Source organism: Paucibacter soli, from assembly GCF_037482845.1.
In the GTDB taxonomy this organism is placed as follows: Bacteria; Pseudomonadota; Gammaproteobacteria; order Burkholderiales; family Burkholderiaceae_C; genus Paucibacter_B; species Paucibacter_B soli.
In genome coordinates, this window is sequence record NZ_JBBHJW010000001.1 from 919815 (window position 1) to 937937 (window position 18123).

Here is an 18123-nt window from a genome sequence, read left to right on the forward strand (position 1 = left end):
CGGAGCCCGTGCCATGTTGTCTTGCCGCCTCGCCGCAGCCCTGTTGCTGACGCTGAGTCTGCCCGCGTCAAATGCCGCCGAGTTCCAGGTGGACATGATCCAGTTCACCCCCTGGGCCCAGCGCAACCCCGACAAGAACGCGGCCGCGCCCTACACCGGCATCGTGGTGGATTTTCTGGACGAGTTCGAGCGCCGCAGCGGCCACAAGACCCATCGGACGCTGACACCCTATATCCGCGTGGAGATGGACCTGGAGTCAGGCGCGATCGACTTTTCCATCATGGCCTGGGGCGATGCCCGCGCGCGCATTGCCAACAAGGGCACCTGCCTGGTGCCGCTGGACTTTGGCGTACGCGCACGCAAGGGCATCAGCCTGCAGAGCTACGAAGACCTGTACAAGATCACCACCAGCGCCTCGCGCGGCCTCAAGATCGACCCGCGCTTCGACAAGGACGAGGCGGCCCGCAAGGACATGGTGCTGGACTACACCATGGGCGTGAAGAAGACCGCCGCGCGACGCGACTCCGATGCCGTGGGCGGCTCGCTCTCCACCATCAACTACCTGATCAACAGCCTGGGTCTGGACGAGGCCTTCGGCGACACCCTGGTACTCAACACCACCCATCTCACCGTCGCCTACTCCAAGCGCGCCGCCCAGTCGGCGCTGGAAGCCGAGGTGCAGGCGGTGTTCAAGACCATGGTGGACGACGGCACGGCCAAACGCATCTATGGCAAATGGCTGGGCCAGCACCTGAACGGGCTCAAGGGCGAGGGCCGCGCGCCCAGTTGCAAGCCCTGAGCAGTCACTGGCGATTGCGCTGCCGGTTTTCGCGCAGCTCGCGCAGGCGCAGGCATTCGGGGTGCTGCTGGAATACCGGCTTCTCGCATTCGCGGTCGATGCAATAGGCCAGCGCCAGGAAGCTGCGATTGCCGCAGGCCTCGCGTGGGCCTGCGGGTGGCTCGGCGGCGCTGGACACACTACTGCTCGCGGCGGGCGCGGACGCTGCATTGGCGGCGCGCGCAGCGGTGCGCGGGCTTGGCGGCCTCGACGCACCGACCGCGGGCCGCGGCGGCTGGTCAGTGCGCACCGGCACGCCGACCTCGTCGCGCGTCTCGGTGATCAGCGCGGCCGCGGCGGAACTCGCCGGCGCCGGCGCGGGCACGGGCGGTGTCGCCCCCCGGGGCAACCAGTTCCAGCCTGCCGCGGCCGCCAGGCCCGTCAGCGCCAAGGCCAGTGCCAGACGCTTGCCCCTGCCCACCGGCGGCGGCTGCACCGGTAAGGGTGCGAGCGGCACCAAGGTCGGGGCCGGCGGTGGCTCAGGCAAGGGCGCCTCGTCCAGCAGCAGATCGGGTGGCGGCGGCACGGCGGGCTCCGGCAGTTGCTGGGTGGGCGCATAGCCGCGCTCCAGCATGCCCTGGTGCACCGCCGGCGCGGTGGGCTGCGGCGGCAGCGGCGCGGCGCGTTCGCCCGCCAGCGCGGCGCGCAGCTCGGCCACCGACGCGGGGCGCTCCTGCGGATGGACGCGCAACATCCAGTCCAGGCACAGCAGCAGGGGCATCGAATAACCCACCAGGCCGGCACCCGAGAGCGGCAGGTATTCGTCCACCATGGCGCGCGCGGTGGCGGGCGGCGGCGGGTGGCCCAGCAGCAGGTAATGCATCACCGCGCCGAGCGCGTAGAGATCGGTCCAGGGGCCCTGGCGCAGGCCGGTGGCCTCGGCGTATTGCTCGATCGGCGCGAAGCTGGGCTTGAGGATGGCGGTGAGATGCTGGCTGCGATCCTCGATGGCCTGGCGCGCCGCGCCGAAGTCCAAGAGGATGGGATCGCCACCGCCCTCTGGCAGCAGGATGTTGTCGGGCGAGATGTCGCGGTGCACGACGGCCTCGGCATGCAGCAGCGCCAGGCCATCCAGCAGCGCGAGCAGCACGCGGCGCAGCCAGTCCTCGTCGGGGCGCTGCGCCATTGCCAGCCTTGCCTGCTTGAGCGTCTGGCCCTGCAGATAGGGCATCGCCATATAGGCCGTGCCGTTCGCTTCCCAGAAGCGATAGACCTTGAGCAGGGCCGGGTGGTCGAAGCGCGCCAGCAGCCGCGCCTCGTTGACGAAGCTGCGCCGCCCCAGCTCGAAGGTCTCGCGCAGCACGCCGGCACGCACCGTCACCAGGCTGCCGCTGTCGCGCCGCACCAGCTGTGCCGGCATGTATTCCTTGATCGCGATGCGGCGCTGCAGCGCATGGTCCTGCGCCAGGTAGACGATGCCGAAGCCGCCCACGCCCAGGGTGGAGATGATCTCCAGCTCCGCAAAGCGCGTGCCGGCCGGCAGCGCGTTCGCCTCGTCCAGCTGCGGCGGCAGCAGCAGCACGCGGTCGGTCGGTTCGTCGGCAGCGCTCTGGTCCATGGCGCTTGTCTCGGCCTCTTACGGCAGCACCGGCACGGCGCGCAGATAGGCGTGCAGCTTGGCCGCGATGGCCTCGCGCTCGGCCGCGGGCAGGCTGTCGGGCAACGGCGGCATGGGGGTGCCGGGCTTGAGCGTCTGGGGGTTGAGCAGCCAGCTGCGCCAGGTACGCAGGTCCAGCAGCTTGGCGCGCACCGCCAGATTCAGCGGCATCTTCTCGCCGCCATAACCATTCACCTGGTGGCAGCTGAGGCAGTATTTCTGCGCCAGTTCGGCATGCTCGGCAAAACCTGACCCCAGCGCCGCGGGCAGCAGGGCCGCGCGGCTGCCTGGCTTGAGCGCGATGCTGGTCACCTGGTAGGGCCAGACCGCGCCGCCCTCGGCCAGCAGCTCGGGCGCGGCGATGTTGTCCCACACCAGGTAATGCGGCCCCAGCGGCACCTGCTTCTCATGCTGGGCATGGTTGTCGACCACGAAGGCGGCGCCATCGGCGCGCGCCTGCACCAGCCAGGCCTGGTATTTGGCGAAACGCTCCACCGGCACGCGCGAGACGAAGCCGTCGAGCGCGCGCAGCTCGATCTCGCGCCCGGGCTGGCGCCAGTCGGCGCCCAGCAATTGCTCGAACACCAGGCTCGCCGGGTAGCCCAGATAGCGCAGCTTCACCGGCTGCCCGGCCGCGCTCAGATGCGGCTCGACCACCTGCACCGCCTGGGGGCGCTGGCCCAGCCTGGCCTGCAAGGCCGCGGCAGCGGGCAGGTCCAGCGCGCGACTGATCGGCGCCAGCAGGGCCAGCAACAAAGCCATAGCCATTCGCAAAGACATATCAGTCCACCGGCTTGAGCGTCAGGGTACTGCGAGTATGGGCCAGCACATCGGGTTCGTTGAGCACTTGCAGCCGGTAGCCGCCCTGCACATGCGTGCGCGCCTGGTCCTCGTAATGGCGATCGCCCCACACGCCGCTCTGGCCCACCGGATTGCTGCCCAGGGCCTCGCCGGCACGCGCGAAGTCGATCACGCGCCGCGTCGAGGGCCCGTACACCACGCTCCAAGGTGCGGGCCCGAGGCGCTGCGCCATATTGTTGGGCAGCTCGTGACCGCCGGGGGCCGGCAGGGGGCCGACGTTGAAGAGGCGGTCCAGCGGCTTTTGCTGGCCGAGCGGATGGCCATGGGTGAGGGTATGGGCACGCCCCCAGGTCCAGCTGGCGGGGTCGGTGCCCAGGGTCTGGCGCAGATGCGCGATGGCCGCTCGCCAGGCCAGGGCGACGATCTGCTCGCGCGTCTCGACCGCCGGTGTGCCGCGCTTGTCCCACCAGGGCGAATTCGCATCGGCGGCCAGGCGCGGCAGGGCATGGTCGAGCGCGCGGGTGCGGCGCAGGTTGTCGAACATGGCCTCGCCCATCTCGTCGGCCATGGCCTCGCGCGTCAGCTCGTAGAGGAATTGGTGGAACAGCACCGGCTCGCTGAGGCCCAGCTCATGGCGGCCGGGCCAGGCCGCCAGGCGCTCCACCAGGGCGCGCTCGGCGTCGTCGGCCGCGGCCGCGCGCAGCGCCGGCAGCAGCGGCTGCAGCAGGCGCGGAGCATAGCCGCTCTGCACATCCAGCTGCAGGGCCTGGGCGCGCGCCATGTCCCACTTCAGGTCCGCCGGGCGCAGCTGCTCGTCCAGTCGCTGGGCACGGTCCCAGAGGTTGTAATAGCCCGGCACCGGCTGGCCGCCGGCCGGCTGGTGATTGGCCGAGACCACATAGCCGCGCGCCGGGTTCTCCTCCTGCGGGTTGGCGCTGAAGTCCTCGAAGCCCAGTTTGTCGGATTCGGCGCTGGCGCCGTCCAGCATGAAGCTGGGGTTCACGCCGGCCGGCCGCTTGGGCAGGCGGGCCGCGGCCCACCAGCCGATGTCGCCCTCGGCATTCGCCCACACCACGTTCAGCCCGGGTGCATGGATCTGGCTGGCGGCGGCACGCGCGCGGCCCAGGCTGTTGGCGCGGTTGAGCGCGTAAAAGGCTTCCAGCACCGGGTTCTCGGTTTCCAGAAAGGCCCACCACATCGCCACCGGACGATTGCCCGTGGCGCCGGGCACGGCGTCGTTGACGATGGGGCCATGCGGCGAGCGGCGCAGCTTGAGCGTGACCGGCTCGGCACCCTTCACCTTGATGATCTCCTCACGCTCCTGCAGTGCCACCCAGCGGCCCTGGTGCCAGACCTCATTGGGCTTGTCGGGGTTGGGCTTCTCGACGATCAGGTCAATATCGTCGTTCTGGAACATCGTCAGGCTCCAGCCGAACTCGCGGTTGTGGCCCAGCAGCGCCATCGGGTTGAGCGCCTGGTGGTGGCCATAGAGCTCGAAGCCGGGCGCCTGCAGATGCGCCTCCCACCACACCGCGGGCACCGAGAAGGCGATGTGCGGGTCGCCCGCCAGCAGGGGCTTGCCGCTGCGCGTGCGGCTGCCGCTAAGGGCCCAGGCATTGCTGCCCTCGAACTGCGGCACGCCCGCCAGTTCCAGCGCCTGCTGGCTGTTCAGGGCCAGGCGGGTCAGGTCTTGCCAGTCGCCCGCCTTCAGCCCGAGGGCCTGGCCGGGTTCATTGCGCACCGCCCCCTCGGGCCGCCAGTCCAGCTCGAACACCTTGAGGTAGTCCGGCCCCAGTTGGTCGCGCACATAAGTGAGCGCAGGCTCCGTTCGGAACGCAGCGGCAAAGCTGTAGGCCAGGTAGCCACCCACGCTGACGGTGTCGGCCATCGTGAAGGGCCGCTTGGGGATGCCCAGGATCTCGAACTCCAGCGGCGCTGGGCGCGTTGCCTGGTATTCGTTGACGCCCTCCAGATAGGCCTGCAGGGCGCGCATGGCCGGGGTCGGCGGCGCGGCCTGCACGCGCGCCGCATAGGCATCGGCGTGGGCGCGGATGCCCAGCGTACGGAACAGCCGGTCGGTCTCGACCAGCTTGGGGCCCAGGATCTCGGCCAGTTCGCCGCGCGCCAGGCGCCGCACCATCTCCATCTGGAACAGCCGGTCCTGCGCATGCAGATAGCCGAGCGCGCGATACAGGTCGGGCTCGTTGGCGGCGCTGATATGCGGCACGCCGACCTCGTCCCAGCGCACTTGCACCGGCGCCTGCAGGCCGCTGAGTGCCAGCGTGCCGCTGCGCTGCGGCTGCTTGGTGCCCAGATGCCAGCCCAGCACGCCGGCGAGCGCCGCCACCAGGGCCAGCAGCATGGCCGCTACTTTGAGGAGTCTTGATGACAATCGCATGTGCCGATTGCAGCACAGGCGCCGCGCGCCGCCATCGGGGGGACCCCCGTGACCCCCGTGCCCCAATAGCGGCCAGGCTCAGGCCGCCGGCGGCGGCTTGCGCAAATGGGTCAGGGTCTCGACACGCTTGAGCAGCTCGCGGTCGTGCCAGGGCTTCTTGAAGATGCCGTACAGGCCCTGCACCTGGGTCACGCGGCCCTGCAACTCCTCATGGCCGGTGATGGCGATGATGGGCAGGTCTTCGGTCTCCAGGCTGCCCTGCACATCGGCAATCAGCTCGAAGCCATCCTTGTTGGGCATCTCGAGGTCGGTGATGAGCACCTGCACATGCTCGCGGCCCAGCAGCTCCAGCGCCTCGACGCCGTCGCGTGCCGCCAGCACCTCGTAGCCCGCACCAGCCAGCAGCTTGCCGAGCTTGGCGCGCACCACCGCCGAGTCGTCCACCAGCAGCACGCGCGCCGGCCCCGCTGCCGCCGGCGCGGGCGCTGGCGGCGGAGGCACGATCTCGGGCACGGCCACCGGCAGCCGCGAAGGCGGGCGCGGCGGCGGCGGTTCGCGGCGCCGCGGCTCGTCCACATCGTCGCCGCGGCGCGTGCTGATGATGATGACCACGATGGCCAGCGGGATCGCGATCAGCAGCGGCAGCAAAAAAGGGCCGAGCAGCTCGGGCAGATCAAACGGCATGGGTAAAGACTCCTGCGGGCGCGTGCCCAGGCGGCCTCAGGGCAAGCCCCGCGGCGATGGTCGCAATCTACCACCTTGGCGGCGTGGCCTGGCCTAGCAGTTGCCCGCGCGGCAGGTGCTGTTCGCAGCTACTCGGGGCAATCGCGCGGCACGCGGTCCAGGTGCTCGGCCACGCTGTGCGTCCCCAGCGGCTTGAGCATCACGCGCACGGTCTGGCGCAGCCGGCCCATCGCAATGTCGGGGCGACGCTTGAGCTCGACATAGCCCTGGCGCTCCCAGAAACGCTCGGCACGCGTATTGCCCAGCACCACGCCCAGGCGCATCCAACCGGCACCCTGGCTGGCCGCCCATTGCTCCAGCGCCGCGTACAGGCGCGGTGCCAGGCCGCTGCCATGCACCGGCGTGGCGAGCAGGAACAGGCCGATATGCCAGACCCCGCTGGCGAGCAGATCGGTGTCGACCAGGGCCAGGCCCAGCCATGCGTCCGGCGCCCCCTGCTGCCCCGGGCGCACGAAGCCGAGGCTCCAATGCGCCGTGTAGGGCCAGCCCTCGGGCGGCCGACTCTCCAGCTCCTCCAGGCCCAGGGCCGGCCCGGGTGGCTCGCCGCCGGTGAGCAGGAAGTAGGCCGGATTGGCCTCGAACAGGGCCTGCACCTGGGGCGCGGCGCTGACATCGACGCTGCGCGCCTCCACCCCGTCGACGCTGAACAAGGGCCGCACCATCGCTGCCTGCGCCCTCAGAGCGCGATGTCGGCGCTGGCCAGCGCGCTGATGCGCGGCCCGAAGCTGGTGATGCCCGGCAGGGTAGCGTTATGGTGGGCGCGGATCTGCGCCGCAGTGGCGTGGGGCTTGTCGTGGGTGGTGTGGGCATCGGCCGCCAGCTCGACCTCGAAACCCAGCGCCGCGGCGCGGCGCGTGGTGGTGTCGACGCAGAACTCGCTGGCATAACCGCAGATCACCAGGCGCTGCACGCCCAGGCCCGCCAGCCAGGCGCCCAGCTCGGTGCGCAGAAAGGAGTCGGGCGTGGTCTTGCGTATCAAGCGGTCGCCCGGCTCGACGCAGAGCTGGGCCACCGGCTGCCAGCCCTCGCTCTGGTGCGCCAGCGCGCTGCCCTCGCGCTCATGCAGGATCACGCCCACCGGCACGCCGGCGGCACGCGCCCGCGCGCTCAGCGCGTTGATGCGCTGCACCGTCTCCTGCGCCTCGAAGGGTTGGGGTTCGGGATCGAACAGCGCGCGTTGCACATCGATCACCAGCAGGGCGGTATTCATCATCGTCATCATCAAGGCGTTTCCACGGTGTCTGAAGAAAGAGGGGTTCGCATCAGCAGATTGCGATAGCGGCCCTGACCCAGCTCAAACCAGGTCTCGCCGAATTCGATGCAGCCAGCACGGCGGTAGAAGTTCAAGGCGCGCTCGTTGCGCGCATTCACGCTGAACCACAGCGGCCCGGCCTGGGCCATGGCGGCGGCCAGCAAGGCACGGCCCAGCCCCTGGCCATGCGAGGCGGCCTGCACATAGAGGGATTCAAGCTCGGTGCCGATCTCGCCCTGCGGGGCGGCCAGATGCAGCTGGGCGTAGCCCAGCAGACCACCCGGCCCCTCGGCCACCAGCACGTGGCGCTGTGCATCGGCCAGGAGCTGGCTCACCTTCGCGCTCGTGAAGCGCGCTATCACATAGGCCGCCACCTCATCGGAGACGCCCTCGGTGACATAGGTGTTGAGCCAGACCTGCAGGCCCACCACGGCCAGGCGCTGCGCATCGTCGGGCCGCGCCGGGCGCAGATGCCATGGCGGTGCGCAGGGCGGCGCATCGTCGGCCAGGGCCTGCATGGCGGCTTGCATGGCCTGCACCGTGGCTGGCGAGCGCAGCAGGGTCTCAAGTGCCGGCCCGGCGCCCACCAGGGGCAGGCTCAAGCAGGCCGGCTCGACGATCCGCACCGACATGGTCTTGAGCGTCTCGCGCAGCGCCGCATCGGCATGGCGGGCACGCGGCGAGGCCGACCACAGGCCGACGCGCATGCCGGCGGCCGGCTCGAAGCTCACCAGCCAATCCAGCGCGTTCTTGAGCGTGCCGCTCACGCCATGTGCGTATTCGGGGCTGGCGATCAGCAGGCCATCGGCGGCGGCCACCTCATCGCGCAGGCGCCGCACGGCATCCGGTGGCCGCGCCTCCAGATCGGGGTTGAAGAGCGGCAGCTCGCCCAGGCTGGAGGCCTGGCGAAGCGGTTGGCCGGCCGGGGCCAGGTCTTGCGCTTGGCGCAGCATCTGGGCGTGCAGCGAGCCGGCGCGCAAGCTGCCGCAGAGGGCGAGCAAGCTCATGCGTCGGGATGCAGGAACTTGCTGAAGGAATCGGGCGGCGGGCCCACCTCGGCCTGCACCAGGATGCGCCCCACCGCGCCGCGGTGGTAGCCGCCATGCGTGGCCACATGCAGCAGCATCTCGGCGCGCGACATGCGGCCGGGCTTGCCGTCCACGAAGCTGAAGTCGAGCACCTCGCCCAGCGCCATGTCGCTGAGCGTGTCCAGATAGCCGAGGTACCAGCGGTCGCTGGCCTGCACGCGCTCGCGCAGCTCGGCCAGCGTGGGCGTCTCGGGGGTGTTGAGGCCCGCATAGCCATGCGCCTGCCCCTGCAGATGGGCGGCGAAGATGCTGTCCACCACATGAATGTGGTTGAGCACGCGCAGCGCCGCATGCAGCTCGGCCGCGCGCGTCTCGGCAGGCAGCCGGGCCACGGTGTTGTAGAGATCCTCGTTGGCCCATGCCTTGTAGGCGAACAGGCTGCGCATCAGCTGGAGTGCTTGCACCGTGATCCTCGCGAATGTTTTTGGCGAAACTGCAAGCTTAGCCCAAGGCCGCCCCCTGCTCGGCCAGCAGCGCGCGCAGCACCGAGCGATGGCAATGCGCCTCCTGCTCGCAATAGCAGCCCACCGAGAAGTTGGCCTGGTGCGAGAGCGCCGCCAGCAGCCTGAGCGCATGGGCAGCCTCGGGTGCGGCCATCTCGGCACGGTATTTCTTGATGAAGGCGGCCCATTCGGCCGGGGTCTGCGCGGCCTGGCCCAGCTTCATGGTCTCGGCGCTGGGCGCCAGCGTCGGGAACCAGCTGTCGTACCAGTTCTGACGCGCAAACTCGGCCTTGGGCACACCGCGCGGCGGGCGCCGCACCGTGCCTATGCGCAGGCCTTCGTCCGCCAGCCGGGGCGTGCCCAGCCTCACTATGCGCAGCACCATGGGCTGACTCCTTAAAACGTTAGCTGCGCGGCTGCAGGCGGATCTCGAACAGCCGCGGCCAGAGCTTGCCGGTGACGAACAGGCGCTTCCTGGCCGGGTCGTAGGCAATGCCATTGAGCACATCGGCCTGGCCGGCCAGCTCGGGCTTGAGCAGGCCGCTGAGGTCGATCAGGCTCTGCACCTGGCCCGAGGCGGGGTCGATGCGAACGATCACGTCGCTGTGCCAGATATTGGCGTAGATCTGGCCCTCCACCCATTCCAGCTCGTTGAGCTGCTCCACCGGCCGGCCCAGCGCGGTGACCTGCACGCGGCGCACCTCCTTCATGCTGGCGGGGTCGAAGAAGCGCAGCGTGGGCGTGCCGTCGCTGAGGATGAGGTGGTGCTCGTCGTGCGTCAGGCCCCAGCCCTCGCCGCTGTAGCTGAACTGGCGCTTGAGCTTGAAGCTCTTCAGGTCCCACACAAAGCCCACCTGCGACTGCCATGTGATGCTGTAGAGCTCGTCCTTCCAGGCCGTCATGCCCTCACCGAAATACTGCTGCGGGATGTCCTGCTTCTGCAGCACGCGGCCGCTCTCCAGCTGCACCTTGCGGATCGAGCTGCGGCCGTGCATGCCGGTGCTTTCGTACAGCTGGCCGTCGCGCCACAGCAGGCCCTGGGTGAAGGCCTCGGGGTCATGCGGATAGCTGTTGACCACCACCGCGTCGTAGACCGGCAGGCGCGCACGCTGCGCCAGCGCCGCGGCGGCGGCCAGCAGCAGGCAGGAGGCGAGACCAAGCCTGGATAGGAAATTCTTTCGTTGCATGGGCCTAACTATCGCCCACTGCATAGAGCATGAGTTCGCGGTCGCCATCGGGATGCCTGATCATGCGCTCGAAGCGCAGCCCCAGTTTCTCCAGCAGTTTTTGCGAGCCGTGGTTGTAGCTCCGCGTTGTGGCCAGCACGCGCGCCATGCCCAGCTCGCCTCGCGCACAGGCCAGCACCGCCGCGGCGGCCTCATGCGCATAGCCCTGGCCGCCATGCTGGGGCATGAAGGCAAAGCCGAGGTCGGCGTGCTCCAGATAGTCGCGCTTGGCCAGGCCGCAGATGCCCAGCGGCTCGCCCGAGGCCAGCGACTCCACCACGCCGAAGCCGTAGCCCAGCCGCGCCACCATGGCCACCGGACCCTGCAGGATGTAGTTGCGGGCATCCTCGAGCGTGCGCACGCCGCGGTCGCCGATGAAGTGCAGCCAGGTGGGCTCGTTCAGCAGCGCCAGCATGAAGCCGGCATCGGCAAGACACATGCGCCGGATGCGCAGGCGCGCGGTGATTAGCGGGGGTTCTCTCACGGCGGGGGCTTGGGTTTGGCGGGCGGCGGGTCTATGCTGATCGGCGGCAAAAGGAGTATTCCATATGCTCGGCAACGCATCCGTCACCACCATGCTGCCCGTCAAGGACATGGCCAGGGCCCGCGCATTTTACGAACATTGCCTGGGGCTCAAGCCCGGCAACTTCCGGCCCGACGGCAAGTTCGTCTATGCCGTCGGCGGCAGCACGCTGGCGCTGTTCCCGAAACCGGAGGGCACCAAGGCCGAGCACACCGCCATCAGCTTCCGCGTGCCCGACATCGCCGCCAGCATCGCCGCGCTGAAGGCCAGCGGCGTGGTGTTCGAAGACTACGACCTGCCGGGTCTCAAGACGGTCGACCATGTCTGCGTGCTGGGCTCGGAAAAGGCGGCCTGGTTCAGGGACACCGAGGGCAACTACCTCTGCATCCACGAGGATCTGTAGCGCACCAACCCTCAAGGGAAATGCTCGGCCTCGGGCGGCGGCAGTACCCAGGCATGTTTGCGCGATTCATACACCGACACGCGGGGCGCCGGGAAGCCGGGGTCGGCGAAGGCGCCCACCGGGATCACCAGCAGGTCTTGCTCCAGGCCCTCGGGCTCGTAATAGACCGTGGCGCCGCAGTGCGGGCAGAAGTGAAAGGTGACGCGCGAGCCCTCGTCACCGGTGCGCACATAGGCGGTGGAGACGCCGGCCACCGACACCTGTTCGCGCGCAAACCTGGCCTGTTCGCCAAACACGCTGCCGGTGCGGCGCTGGCAGGCCAGGCAATGGCAGATGGAGATGCGCAGCGGATCGCCGACCACCTGGGCACTGAGCTGACCGCAGCTGCATGAGGCGAGGCGCGTGGACATGGGCGGTTCTCCTTGTGGCGGGCTGGTACCGCGCGCTCACCAGCGCGGCGGCACCGGGGTACCGGGCAGCAGCTCGTAGGGCGGCTTCCAGCCGGGCAGGCGCTGCGGCAGACGCTGCAGCCAGGCCGCGATCGCCGGGTAGCGCGCCGCGATCGCACAGCCGCTCTCCTCGACCGGAAAGTACAGATAGCCGCACATGGACATGTCCGCAATCGTCGGCGCGGCACCCACCATGAACTCGCGCCCGCTCAGATGCTTCTCGACGATGCCGAAGGCCCCGTCGATCCGGCCCTGCAGCCATTGGGCCACCGCCGGGTCCGGCGGCGTCGGTGCGAAGGACTTCATGTAGCGGTAGCTGGCGAAGGCACTGGTGAACTTGTGGTTGTCGAAGAACAGCCAGCGCAGCACCTCGTAGCGCTCGTCCTCGTTGCCGCCTGCATAGGCGCCATGCTTGGCGGCCAGGTGCAGCATGATCGCGGCGGACTGCGAGAGCTTGCGATCGCCGTCCTCGAGCACCGGCACCTCGCCCATCTCGTTCTGCGCCTCGCGCCACGCCGGCGTGCGCGTGACGCCGGACGCGAAGGCCTCGAAGGGGATATGCACCGGCGTCCAGGGCTGCTGCAGCGCCTCGAGCAGCAGCGCCACCTTGTAGGTGTTGCCGGACTGGGAAAAACCGTGCAGCTTGTGCATCGCGATGTCCTTGAAGCGGCGACGGTGGCGCGCCGGCCGTCAACGCTAGAGGCTGCGCGCGCCGGCGTCAACGACTATTCCGGCGCGGCGCGGCCGCACAAACCGTTCACCGACTCGACCTCCTCGGTCACGCAGCCGGCCGGCAGCACGACCTCGAGCATCTCGATGTCCTCGCTATGCCCCAGCTCGCGATGGCGTATGCCCGGCGGCGATGCACGCCGTAACCGGCCTCCAGGCGCACCACGCCCTGCCCTTCGTGCTCGAACTCGATCCAGCCCCGCAGGATGTAGACGAGCTGGAACTCGGTTTTGTGGATATGCGGCTGGCTGGAAAAGGCCTGGACCGCCGCGGCGCGGATCACATGCGCGTCCACCCGCCCCTGCGTGGCTGCCTTGATGCCGAGATCGCGCTATTCGTAGCAGGAGCGCAGGCCGCGCCCGAAGCGAGCGTCTTTCGCGTGCGAGGCGACAAAACCTTCGGTGCGCATGGGCAACTCCTGCGGATGTGCTGGCTGCAGTACGCGCGGCGCGGCCGGCGCCCGCTCTCAGCGGCGGCGCGCCGCGTCGCCGGGCTCGGCCGTGTGGGCCGTGCACAGGAACACCAGTCGGTCGTCGGCGCTCCAGTGATGCCCGGGCCAGGAACGATAGCCGCGCAGCCACTGCACGCCATCGATGCAGCGCAGGTAGAAGCCCTTGGGCAGCTCCTCGTCGGCGCTCAGGGCGGCGCTGACGACGGTGATCGAGCCGGGGGGCGCGCGGTGCTGGGTCGCGACCTGGCCCATGCTGCCTTCGGGCTGGTCCAGCAGCGCCAGGCGCAGATGCGGCGCCAGCTCCAGCGGGCATTCGCCCAGGCCCTGCGCGGCCGCCTGCGCCAGCAGCTCGGCCCAGCGGCCGCCCTCGGCCAGCCCCAGCTCAGCCGGTGTGAGTTCGGCGATTTCGACCCGCGACGGCAGCGGCGCGGTGCAGAAGCCGGCCTCGGCGAATAGTTGCTCGGCCAGCGGGTTCAAGCGCACGCCGGCCGCCCGCAGCCGCGCCAGCAGGCCCGCCTTGTCGACACCGCCGATGCCGAGCGTGCGCCGCAGCGCGGGCGCGCTGCTAGACCCCGGCCTCATCGAGCAGCCGCTGGTAGACCGCCAGGTCGCTGGCGGAGAAGCAACAGAAGGCCACGTCGCGGAACTCGGGCGCCTGCGGCAGCACCGCCAGCACCGTCGCGACCGCCACGCGCGCCGCCGCCTCGATCGGGTAGCCGTAGACCCCCGTGCTGATGCTCGGGAAGGCGATCGACGCCGCGCCGGCCGCGCACGCCACCTCGATCGCGCGCTGGTAGCAGGAGGCCAGCAGCGCCGGCTCGCCATGGCCGCCGCCGCGCCAGACCGGCCCCACGGTGTGGATGACGAACTTCGCCGGCAGGCGATAGCCCGGGGTCAGCTTGGCGTCGCCGGTCTGGCAGCCGCCGAGCAAGCGGCATGCCTGCAGCAGCTCGGGCCCGGCGGCGCGATGGATGGCGCCGTCGACCCCGCCGCCGCCCAGCAGCGATGCATTGGCCGCGTTGACGATGGCGTCCACCGCCAGCGTGGTGATGTCGGCTTTCAGCGCGCGAACGGTCACGGTCATATCAGCTCATTCGCGGAGGGTTCAGGCACGCAACCAGCTGGCGAGCAGCGGCGCCCACACCAGGAAGGCCAGGCCCAAGCTCAGGTAGTTGCCGCTACGCGGGTCGAAGTCCGGCCACAGCTTGCTCCAGGACTTGCGCAGCAGCAGTTTACCGATGGCAAGGTCGAAGCCTGCCATGAACAGGGCCAGTACCAGCCCCAGCAAGAGATGCTGCCGCACGCCGCTCAGGCCGATAGCCGGCACCAGCGCCAGGCAGATCAGCAAGGCCAGCAGCGAGCCCGTCAGGGCACTCAGCTTGATGGCGCGCTGCTTGCCGATGCGCGGCACCAGCAGCAGGGTGCGCGCAATGCCATGCAGGGTCTCAGCGCCGGCGAGCACGATGCACAGCGACAGCACATGAACGAAGGTGTCGGCGGTGATGATCATGGCGGAGCGCTGCTTGGTGGATTGGGCTCGGGCTCTGGCTCTGCCGCCGCCGGCTTGGCAAGGCGATGGCCCTTGGCCGGGGTCATGTCTTGCCTATTGACAGGAGGAAGCCACATCAACGATTGAGCTCAGGGGCGTCGACCAAGCAGCGAATTGCCAGACGCACCCACCTCGTGTTCCAGCGATGCCATGAAATCGTTGAGCCGATGCGGGCCATCTATGTGATTCTTCACATTTGAAAACTGCGCCGCGGCGTACTTCATCAAGGCCGCCCTCTTGGCATCTGACTGGTGACTGAGGAAGGCATTTGCGCCCTGGATTCTCACACTGTTTGGAAACTCGACTGCTGCGGAAGCCACCGCCTTCCGATACTCCGGTGACTCAGGAGGAATGCCCTCGATATAGCTTTCCGCATATTTCTGTATGCCAAGAACTCGCCAGCCATGTTCGTCTATCTTCTTGAGTTTTTCTCCGCTGCCGGTCGTGCTGTAAAGATACGCAAGGATATCCAGCGTTCTTTGGTCTCTCGGGTCTGCGACATGTCGATTCACGAGCTGCTCTTCGTAACGTTCAACAATCTCTGCCGGCGTGGCAATTTTCCGCTTTCCAAGTTCCCGGATCAGCATGTAGGTCGCCATCGGCCCATCAGGAAGAAGATAACTACCACCCCAATGACCAAGTTTGGAGATGTAATTCCCAAAGTCGCGGTCGTTCAGCGCGACAGCGTCCACGCACAGACCCACGGTCGCCTGCACGCTCGTATTCTTCTTCGCTACACCATTTGCAAGCACCACGTCGTACTCAAGATACTCATTGTTCTCAGCAATATTCCACCAATCCCGCTCCCAATTCCGATCCAACTCCACCAGCTCACAAACCGCATCCGGTGTGCCTTCGGATACTGAGGCGACAAGTTTTTCCCTTTCCGAATCAGGGTTCTTGCTGGAGAAAATCTCATACATTGATTTCTCAATTCCCGTGTGATGCTTGCGGAAGTCCACCTTCCGCCACGCGTCAATCGCACCGGCATAGTCGCCAAGCACCAGACGGCAATGCGTTACGTAGCCCCATAAAACAGGGTTCTGCGTTTCCTTGTTGAATAGAGCGACGGCCTTTTCATACATTGGAAGCGCCGCACCACAGTTTCCCGCACGATGCTCATGCATGGCCCGCTCGAACAAGATGTAGGGGTTGTCCGGGGCCAGTTCATCCGCCATCCTGATGTATGAGTCGCTGGCCTGGATGTCAGCCCGATACAGCATGTTCGACAAAATGAAGTAATCATGGGCCGTCTTGTTCCTGTCGGGCACCAAGGTCTTCAACCGCGCGTTCACCTCACTCTTCTTCCCCTCTCGCACGAGACGGATTGATTCTGGCGAGTCGGCCAAGCCCTGGTATTTATCGGCTGCGGCCCGGCTTTCAGAAATGAACTTGGAAACTTCAGCAGATTTCGCCGAAGGAATCAAAACCAGCATGGCCATGAACGCGGCCACAAGAGTATTTTTCACAGATCCGACTCCAAATCGTGAGTGTTTGCGGCTGCACTCCAAACCGGCAGTTGCTACCCAACGCCTTCGAGCAGCAAGCGGCAATCAATCAATCAATCAATCAATCAAACAAGCTATCGCTGTGTCCGAAAACACTTGACCAGCACATTGGCCGCGGCATGATTTTGAGGCTACGGAGTCCCCAGGCACGCGGGCTCTGGGACGGAGATTGCCGAGATCCTGTTTTGATCATCAACGGTGAACTCAACGCGCAAGACGCATGTTGGAAAGATGCCTTCCGTCTTGGAGCAATCGAATAGCTCTCGCTTTGCTCCGGCAACGGAGCATCTATAGCCCTTCCGAGAGAGATTTGATGTTGCCTCCCAGTGGGCAGCACCTACCCGAACGTCGAGTGACTCGAGCCCAGCATTGCTCAACTTCTGTGGAGTGCTGCAGCCTGCAAGCAATACCATGAGCATGGTGCCTGCGCAGATGCGCCGGCAAATTTTTGTTGCACGAGGAATGTGCATGCTCTGCGACATAACGTTTTAATTGCGCCGCCACGAATGGTGTCGGTTCGAATGAGTGGTTAGCGAAGCAATCGGCGCGCCCGCGCCGCAAATCGTTCCGAAGAAGCCCTGGCGTGCCGCGAGGCATCGTGGCACGGTGGAACGCGGCGCCGGCCTGGCGCCCAGTTGATGGCGCAAGCAGGAAACACAGGCAGCCTCGGCAGCATGGTTAGCCTGATGCATAACGTTGAAACTGAGCCGCGAGCGGCGGCCTGCCGACGCGAGTCGGTTCGAGCGGCTGGTCAGATGCCGGCGCGTTGCCCGAGCCTACCAGGCAGCAGATAGAATGTGTATTCATACTCAAAGGAGTACACACCGTGCGAACCAACATCGAGATTGACGATAAGTTGATGAAGGATACGCTGCGCGCGACCGGCCTCAAGACGAAGCGCGAGGTGGTGGAGCTTGGATTGCGCACAGTCCTTCTCTTGCGCCAGCAAGAGCGGATCCGCCAGCTTCGAGGCAAGGTGGTCTGGGAAGGTGACTTGGACGCGATGAGGACCGCCAAGTGATGATCCTCGTCGACTCCAGCGTCTGGGTCGACTACTTCCGCGGTGCTGCAACGGTGCAGACCGAAAAGCTCGATAGCTTGCTCGGGCGAGAGCCCCTGGCAATTGGCGATTTGATCTTGGCCGAGGTTCTTCAGGGCTTCGTCACCGACCGAGACTTCACTCAAGCCAGGAAGCTTCTCGACTCGCTGGATCTCGTGGAGCTGGGCGGCAAGGCAATTGCGATCCAAGCGGCGAAGAATTTCCGAACGCTGCGCGCTCTCGGCTTCACTGTGCGCAAGACCATTGACACGATCATCGCCACCCGATGCATCGAAGGCGGATACACGCTGCTGCATTCGGACCGCGACTTCGAACCATTTGTGAAGCATCTCGGCCTTCGCAGTGCAGTCCAAGGAATCTAGCTAAGCTGTCCAATAGCCCATCCCTGGCACGCAAAAGCAATCAGCGCAGCAATCAGGGTCAGGCCTCTCATTTCCCATGCCGCCCTGTCGCGAGTTGCCAGGCGAGGAGTAGCGTCGTTGCCTTGGGGAAAATGCAACATGGGAGACCAGAGCCCCGACCGTGAAACGGCACTGTGAATTCAACAATGCTTTCGGTCGACATGGCCGGATTGAGCGGCTTGGGCGGCAGCAGAGCGCTGTGGACGCAGGGGCACGAGCCGCAGCGCCTGCCTGAGGTATAGCCAGCCCCCAGCGAAGCCCAGCAGGCTGCCGGCGGCCAGCCAGGCGCCGAAGGCCAGCGACACCGAGCCCAGATACAGCCACAGGCCCGCGAGCAGCAGCCCTTCGATGGTGGCACCGACGGTGACGGCCCCTGAGAACGCGACCGGAAGGTTCGACGCCAGCACCCAATGGCAGTGATGGCAGGTAAAGGCGCGCTGGATGGCCCATAGCGCAATACGGCCATGGCACACCGGGCAGCGGTAGACGGGTTCCATCGAAAGCTCAGACATCAGATGTTCGAGTCGAGGCCTTGTAGCACGCCGTGTACTCGACAGCCCTTGGCAGGGCTCAGGTCTTGACGGGAAACCTCAACGCGGCGGGACGCTACGGTAGCCTGCCAGACCACCACGGCACCACCATGTGCATCCGCGTCACTCGGCA

The 18123-nt window shown here is 67.3% G+C and carries 23 protein-coding genes; 4 read left to right on the forward strand and 19 right to left on the reverse strand.

Features of this window, described 5'->3' with window-relative positions; genetic code table 11:
* The first annotated feature begins 13 nt into the window (after positions 1 to 13).
* Positions 14 to 799 carry a transporter substrate-binding domain-containing protein gene (locus WG898_RS04315; protein WP_339601508.1) on the forward strand — a complete coding sequence of 262 codons (786 nt, stop codon included), beginning with the start codon at positions 14 to 16 and terminating at the stop codon, positions 797 to 799.
* A gap of 4 nt (positions 800 to 803) precedes the next feature.
* Here WG898_RS04315 and WG898_RS04320 read toward each other — a convergent pair whose 3' ends face one another.
* The 11 genes from WG898_RS04320 to WG898_RS04370 form a co-directional block, all read right to left on the reverse strand.
* The gene (locus tag WG898_RS04320; RefSeq protein ID WP_339601509.1) at positions 804 to 2396 is read right to left on the reverse strand and encodes a serine/threonine protein kinase; all 1593 of its coding nucleotides are present in this window, start codon (positions 2394 to 2396) and stop codon (positions 804 to 806) included.
* Positions 2397 to 2414: 18 nt separating this feature from the next.
* The gene (locus WG898_RS04325; protein ID WP_339601510.1) at positions 2415 to 3197 is read right to left on the reverse strand and encodes a hypothetical protein; all 783 of its coding nucleotides are present in this window, start codon (positions 3195 to 3197) and stop codon (positions 2415 to 2417) included.
* A gap of 19 nt (positions 3198 to 3216) precedes the next feature.
* A complete protein-coding gene (locus WG898_RS04330) occupies positions 3217 to 5598 on the reverse strand; it encodes a penicillin acylase family protein (protein WP_339601511.1) in 2382 nt (793 codons plus the stop codon).
* 114 nt (positions 5599 to 5712) lie between these two features.
* Positions 5713 to 6318, reverse strand: coding sequence for a response regulator (locus WG898_RS04335; protein WP_339601512.1), 606 nt, complete (start codon positions 6316 to 6318; stop codon positions 5713 to 5715).
* 128 nt (positions 6319 to 6446) lie between these two features.
* Positions 6447 to 7028, reverse strand: a complete 582-nt coding sequence (locus WG898_RS04340) for a GNAT family N-acetyltransferase (RefSeq protein ID WP_339601513.1) — start codon at positions 7026 to 7028, stop codon at positions 6447 to 6449.
* A gap of 26 nt (positions 7029 to 7054) precedes the next feature.
* Positions 7055 to 7588 (reverse strand): cysteine hydrolase family protein, encoded by a 534-nt coding sequence (locus tag WG898_RS04345; protein ID WP_339601618.1) that lies wholly within the window; start codon positions 7586 to 7588, stop codon positions 7055 to 7057.
* Between the two features lie 11 nt (positions 7589 to 7599).
* Positions 7600 to 8637, reverse strand: a complete 1038-nt coding sequence (locus tag WG898_RS04350) for a GNAT family N-acetyltransferase (protein ID WP_339601514.1) — start codon at positions 8635 to 8637, stop codon at positions 7600 to 7602.
* A complete protein-coding gene (locus WG898_RS04355; RefSeq protein ID WP_339601515.1) occupies positions 8634 to 9122 on the reverse strand; it encodes a DinB family protein in 489 nt (162 codons plus the stop codon). The genes WG898_RS04350 and WG898_RS04355 overlap by 4 nt, the downstream gene beginning before the upstream one ends.
* Before the next feature lie 37 nt (positions 9123 to 9159).
* Complete coding sequence (locus WG898_RS04360; protein ID WP_339601516.1) at positions 9160 to 9546, reverse strand: DUF488 domain-containing protein; 387 nt, start codon at positions 9544 to 9546, stop codon at positions 9160 to 9162.
* Between the two features lie 19 nt (positions 9547 to 9565).
* The gene (locus WG898_RS04365; protein ID WP_339601517.1) at positions 9566 to 10348 is read right to left on the reverse strand and encodes a glutaminyl-peptide cyclotransferase; all 783 of its coding nucleotides are present in this window, start codon (positions 10346 to 10348) and stop codon (positions 9566 to 9568) included.
* Positions 10349 to 10352: 4 nt separating this feature from the next.
* Positions 10353 to 10871: a GNAT family N-acetyltransferase gene (locus WG898_RS04370; protein WP_339601518.1), complete on the reverse strand. Its 519-nt coding sequence runs from the start codon at positions 10869 to 10871 to the stop codon at positions 10353 to 10355.
* A 64-nt stretch (positions 10872 to 10935) separates the two neighbouring features.
* Between WG898_RS04370 and WG898_RS04375 the strand changes: the two genes are divergently transcribed.
* Positions 10936 to 11313 (forward strand): VOC family protein, encoded by a 378-nt coding sequence (locus tag WG898_RS04375; RefSeq protein WP_339601519.1) that lies wholly within the window; start codon positions 10936 to 10938, stop codon positions 11311 to 11313.
* 11 nt (positions 11314 to 11324) lie between these two features.
* Here WG898_RS04375 and WG898_RS04380 read toward each other — a convergent pair whose 3' ends face one another.
* The 7 genes from WG898_RS04380 to WG898_RS04410 form a co-directional block, all read right to left on the reverse strand.
* Positions 11325 to 11723 (reverse strand): GFA family protein, encoded by a 399-nt coding sequence (locus WG898_RS04380; protein ID WP_339601520.1) that lies wholly within the window; start codon positions 11721 to 11723, stop codon positions 11325 to 11327.
* 36 nt (positions 11724 to 11759) lie between these two features.
* Positions 11760 to 12413, reverse strand: coding sequence for a glutathione S-transferase family protein (locus WG898_RS04385; protein ID WP_339601521.1), 654 nt, complete (start codon positions 12411 to 12413; stop codon positions 11760 to 11762).
* A 127-nt stretch (positions 12414 to 12540) separates the two neighbouring features.
* Positions 12541 to 12786 carry a cupin domain-containing protein gene (locus tag WG898_RS04390; protein WP_339601522.1) on the reverse strand — a complete coding sequence of 82 codons (246 nt, stop codon included), beginning with the start codon at positions 12784 to 12786 and terminating at the stop codon, positions 12541 to 12543.
* Positions 12787 to 12957: 171 nt separating this feature from the next.
* Positions 12958 to 13524, reverse strand: coding sequence for a hypothetical protein (locus WG898_RS04395; protein ID WP_339601523.1), 567 nt, complete (start codon positions 13522 to 13524; stop codon positions 12958 to 12960).
* Positions 13508 to 14026, reverse strand: a complete 519-nt coding sequence (locus WG898_RS04400) for an O-acetyl-ADP-ribose deacetylase (protein ID WP_339601524.1) — start codon at positions 14024 to 14026, stop codon at positions 13508 to 13510. The genes WG898_RS04395 and WG898_RS04400 overlap by 17 nt, the downstream gene beginning before the upstream one ends.
* A gap of 21 nt (positions 14027 to 14047) precedes the next feature.
* Positions 14048 to 14452: a hypothetical protein gene (locus WG898_RS04405; protein ID WP_339601525.1), complete on the reverse strand. Its 405-nt coding sequence runs from the start codon at positions 14450 to 14452 to the stop codon at positions 14048 to 14050.
* Positions 14453 to 14580: 128 nt separating this feature from the next.
* A complete protein-coding gene (locus tag WG898_RS04410) occupies positions 14581 to 15960 on the reverse strand; it encodes a tetratricopeptide repeat protein (protein WP_339601526.1) in 1380 nt (459 codons plus the stop codon).
* 865 nt (positions 15961 to 16825) lie between these two features.
* Between WG898_RS04410 and WG898_RS04415 the strand changes: the two genes are divergently transcribed.
* Together WG898_RS04415 and vapC are read left to right on the forward strand one after the other, a co-directional pair.
* Positions 16826 to 17020 carry a type II toxin-antitoxin system VapB family antitoxin gene (locus tag WG898_RS04415; protein WP_339601527.1) on the forward strand — a complete coding sequence of 65 codons (195 nt, stop codon included), beginning with the start codon at positions 16826 to 16828 and terminating at the stop codon, positions 17018 to 17020.
* Positions 17020 to 17421 (forward strand): type II toxin-antitoxin system VapC family toxin, encoded by a 402-nt coding sequence (gene vapC, locus WG898_RS04420; protein WP_339601619.1) that lies wholly within the window; start codon positions 17020 to 17022, stop codon positions 17419 to 17421. Before WG898_RS04415 ends, vapC begins: the two co-directional genes overlap by 1 nt.
* A gap of 179 nt (positions 17422 to 17600) precedes the next feature.
* Here vapC and WG898_RS04425 read toward each other — a convergent pair whose 3' ends face one another.
* Complete coding sequence (locus tag WG898_RS04425; protein ID WP_339601528.1) at positions 17601 to 17957, reverse strand: hypothetical protein; 357 nt, start codon at positions 17955 to 17957, stop codon at positions 17601 to 17603.
* Positions 17958 to 18123: the final 166 nt, after the last annotated feature.